Origin of the sequence: Chloroflexus sp. (assembly GCF_034435895.1) — a bacterium.
Lineage (GTDB): Bacteria > Chloroflexota > Chloroflexia > Chloroflexales > Chloroflexaceae > Chloroflexus.
In genome coordinates this window covers 1-4,054 of record NZ_DAOTWH010000329.1, presented here as the reverse complement: position 1 = coordinate 4,054, position 4,054 = coordinate 1, and the positions used below count along the sequence as shown (strand labels likewise).

The following is a 4,054-nucleotide window of genomic DNA, read 5'->3' as shown; positions in this document are numbered from 1 at the left end:
GCGTTGCAGTACGCGCCCTGCATGGATATGGAGTGCGTTCGGGATGTGCGCTTCGTTGTATTCCGACACCCCGCTCGCGCAAGACGCCGATCGTCTCGCGGTAGAAGGGGTGGAGCGCCGCCACCGCCACTGCTCGCCCGGCCTGCTTAATCTCATCGACGTGCCGGCCGGGGAGAGTCGTCACCACCCGTCCACCCATTTTGCGCAGCACACCATCGATCAACAACGGATCAGCCGGAAAGACCTCGCCAATCAGCGCCAGCGTGCCCGGTTCGTGCTCGCCGCTGGTATCAACAAACCGCCGCATCACCGCCGCTAGCGCCACATCTTTCGCTTCGGGGTGAGAATGGATCGCGTAGGCCGGCACCCGCACCAAAATCACCGGCTTGCCGTCAACCTCTTTCGGCAGCAGCTCCTCGGCCAACCCGGCCGTTTCAGCCACACAGAGCGAAATCACTGGGATAAACGACGTATTGGCCGCCGTCGCCGCTTCGGCAATCGCCGCGTTGGCCGCCTCTTGCACCTTGCCGCTCGACAGCTCAGCCGTGCCGAGCGCCGGCGCGACGATGCTTTTGCGCGCCGCGTAAAAGTGGGTGACAAACGTCAACCCGTACAGACAGCCGGTATCGGTCACCATTGCCGGCTGCGCGCCCTCGATCCGGGTCAACACGCGCAACGCGCCAAACGCAGGGCACATCGTCTGCGGATGGAGCTTGCACGCGCCGCCGCGAAACGGTTCGGCGGGGTCCTCGGCGTCGGCCGGCGTCAGGGGAATGATCTCGGCCATAACAACTCCTCTGCCCGGACACAGCCGCTCTGCTGCATGCCGGGATGATCAAACAGGGACGTGAATAGTCGGTATTATACAGCAATTTTCTTGCTTAATTGCTATGGTGCGGGATGAGCCACGGATCGGCTATCCGTGCCCTATTCATCCAGCGGCCACGGATCGGCGCTAAACTGGTCATGCACCTCTTGCAGTTGCACGTCAGCGTAGCTGGCGTAGAAGCTGCGCGTCACTTCGACGCTGCGGTGGCGCAAGATTTGCGACACTTCAGCGAGGGCAACCCCCTCGTTGAGCAGATGATAGCCGACAAAGTGGCGGAAAGTGTGTGGCGTGACTTGACGTAACAATTCGGCCTCGTCAGCTTTGCCTTCCCACACAAGCTGATCGGCCAGCGCGTTGGCTGCGCCGGTGACAATCCGCCAGCCGCTGATCCGCGACAGCCTGCCGCCGCCGGTGCGCGGGTCGAAGGCGATAAACAGCGGTTCGCGGGCCGGCGGCCAGTTCCGCGCGGCGAGGTAGCGGTGCAGAGCCTGTTCGGCGTGTTTGCGGATGAAGAGGGTGCCTTCGCGCCGGCCTTTGCCGCGTACGATCACCCGCGGCAAGATGCGCCGGTCGCGCGCCACATCGCCGACATCGAGGCTGAGCGCCTCGGAGATGCGCGCCCCGCTGGAGAAGAGCAGGTGCAGCAGTGCAGCGTTGCGCAGGCGGGTCAGCATCTGCCGCTCACGTTCCTCACCGGATGGCTTGTCATAAAAACGCACTAACCGGCGTAGATCGGGCGGAGTGGGTGCGATCGGGGTGGGCAGGCGCGGCAAGACCCGGCTCACTTCGGGGCGAGCCGCGGCGACGCGAAACGGGATCGCCCCTTGCGAGTCAGCCAGCGCCAGAAAGCCAAACAGCGGGCGCACGTAGGCATGCACCGTGCGCTCAGAGAGCCGTTCGCTTTGACCGCCCGCCCGCGCTGTCGCCGCTCGCTGCGAGAGGTCGTAGCTGCGTTTGCGCAGCGCGCGCGCGTATGACACCAAATCGCCAATCTGCAAATCTCCCAGCCGGTTTTTCCCGTTACGTTCGGCCCAACGGGTAAAGATGCGCACCGCCGTCTCGTAGCTGGCGATAGTCTGGCGCGCATGGTGGCGCTGGCGCTCGCGGGTATCCTCATCGAGTTCGTCGTCGTCATCGCTCTCGGCGAGGCCGGCGCTGGATAGCCGCGCCAGCCAGATCGCGCCGGCGCCGGCGATAGGCGTGTCAGGTGTAAGTGGTTGTTCAGTCAGATCCGTCATAATGGTACAAGTAGAATAGCCGTAAGATGGAATAGCCACCAAAAGCCACAAGCAGCACAAAAGTTGTATGTGTGTTTTGTGTCTTTTCGTGACTATTCTCCTGCCACCGCTGCGGGGAAGTGCCCCCACCTCCGGACCCTCCCCCGCCGGGGGAGGGGAGATGTGACCATAGCCACCAAAAGCCACAAGCAGCACAAAAGTTGTATGTGTCTGTTGTGTCTTTTCGTGGCTATTCCGTTGTTTCCACTGCTGCGGGGATATGGCCCCCACGCCTAGCCCCTCCCTCGCTGGGGGAGGGGAGATGTGACCATAGCCACCAAAAGCCACAAGCAGCACAAAAGTTGTATGTGTGTTTTGTGTCTTTTCGTGGCTATTCCTACAACACCCCCAGCGCGACTGCGCCAATAATCAGCACCCCAGCCACAATCCGGTAATAACCGAATACGGTGAAGTTGTGGGTGGCGATATAGCGCAGCAACCAGCCGATACAACCATACCCGACAATCATCGCTACCGTAGCGCCGAGCAACAGCCGGCCCCAATCGGCGGCCTGAATCTGGTCGAGGCTGCCGATCACGTCAACCAGCGTCGCCGCGCCAAGCGTCGGGATAGCAAGGTAAAACGAAAACGCCGTCGCGGTGGGCCGGTCGAAGCCGGCCAGCAACCCACCGGCAATCGACGCCCCAGAGCGCGAGACTCCTGGTACCAGCGCGAAGATTTGAGCGATACCGACCGTCAAGGCCCGCCGGTTCGAGACGGCGGCAAAGTCAACCGCGGCGTTGGTGCGGCGCTTGGCGTTGCCCCGCTCAATCCAGAGAAAGATGATCCCGCCGATGATCAACGCCGTCGCGATGACTAACGGCGACTCAAACAACACTGCTTTGATAAAGTCACGGGCCACAATGCCTACCGCTGCCGCCGGCACAAAAGCAATGATCACGCCGAGCCAGAGCTTGCGCGCGGTGGCGATCGCCGCCGGATCGCCGCGCCCAATCAGCGCATTGGCTTGGCCGAGTAGATCGCGCCAGTAAAAGAGCAACACTGAACAGACGGTGCCGAACTGGATCGCAATCTCAAAGGTGCCACCGATGCTGCCCTGATAGTTGAGCAATTGGCTGGTCAGCAAAAGGTGCGCGGTCGAAGAGATCGGCAGCCATTCGGTGATGCCTTGCACAATCCCCAACACCACCACCTGCCACCAATCGGGATTGGCAGGCGCGGTGATGAGCAAGGCGAAAGCGAGCAAGACAGCAAACCCGATGAAGAGACTGGAACGAGGCAGCGCGATCGATTGTGTTTGCATGATGGAATTCAAACCTTATTTATAGACTGCTCGCGTATGGCGTGCGGCAATGCAACTGCCGCCGTCCGCTGAATCGACTGCTCTATTATGGCGTGCGGCAGGGCAACTGCCGCATCCCATTGGATGGGATGGTTTCTACAGAGTGCGGCGATCATACTGCCGCACTCTCACTACACACCCTCATCCTCATGCAACACCATCTCAATTGACGCCGCCACTGCCGCGACCGTTGCGCGAATATCCGCCTCGCTATGCACCGCCGAGACAAACCCGCTCCGTCCACGCATCAGATCGACACCGTTGAGGTGCAGTGCCATGCGCAACCGGCGCAAAAGCCGGGCATCGCCGCCGCGCTTAAGTGTCGCGAGCGGCAGATTGCGTGGGATGTCGCCGGGGGCAAGATCGGTAGCTGGATCAACGAAGATGTGGAAAATTGAGCCATCGCCGAAAGCCGTCCACCCGCGCAACCCCTTGCTAGCAAAGAGTTCGTTCAGCATCTTGACCAGCAATTCGCCGCGTTGCGCTGCGATCGCGCCGGGTTCACCGGTCGCGACGGCGCGCAGCATCGCGATCCCCGCCGCTGCCGAAAGCGGATTGGCGTTAAAGGTGCCTTGTTGGCGAATGCGCCCGCGCGGCCCCTGCTCGTCGTGGTCCAGCAGGTCGAGCAGCTCGGCCCTGCCGGCG

At 61.9% G+C, this 4,054-nt stretch carries 3 protein-coding genes and 1 pseudogene; all 4 read right to left on the bottom strand.

Annotated features, from left to right (window positions below; translation table 11 throughout):
- The coding region (locus U9R81_RS18245) for a nitrogenase component 1 (RefSeq protein WP_322496838.1) at nucleotides 1–787 on the bottom strand (787 nt) is incomplete at its 3' end.
- Between the two features lie 140 nt (nucleotides 788–927).
- On the bottom strand, nucleotides 928–2,067 hold the full coding sequence (locus U9R81_RS18240; RefSeq protein WP_322496837.1) for a tyrosine-type recombinase/integrase: 1,140 nt from the start codon (nucleotides 2,065–2,067) through the stop codon (nucleotides 928–930).
- Between the two features lie 376 nt (nucleotides 2,068–2,443).
- On the bottom strand, nucleotides 2,444–3,370 hold the full coding sequence (locus U9R81_RS18235) for an undecaprenyl-diphosphate phosphatase (RefSeq protein WP_322496836.1): 927 nt from the start codon (nucleotides 3,368–3,370) through the stop codon (nucleotides 2,444–2,446).
- 170 nt (nucleotides 3,371–3,540) lie between these two features.
- Nucleotides 3,541–4,054, bottom strand: a pseudogene (locus U9R81_RS18230) (aspartate aminotransferase family protein); the annotation flags it as partial.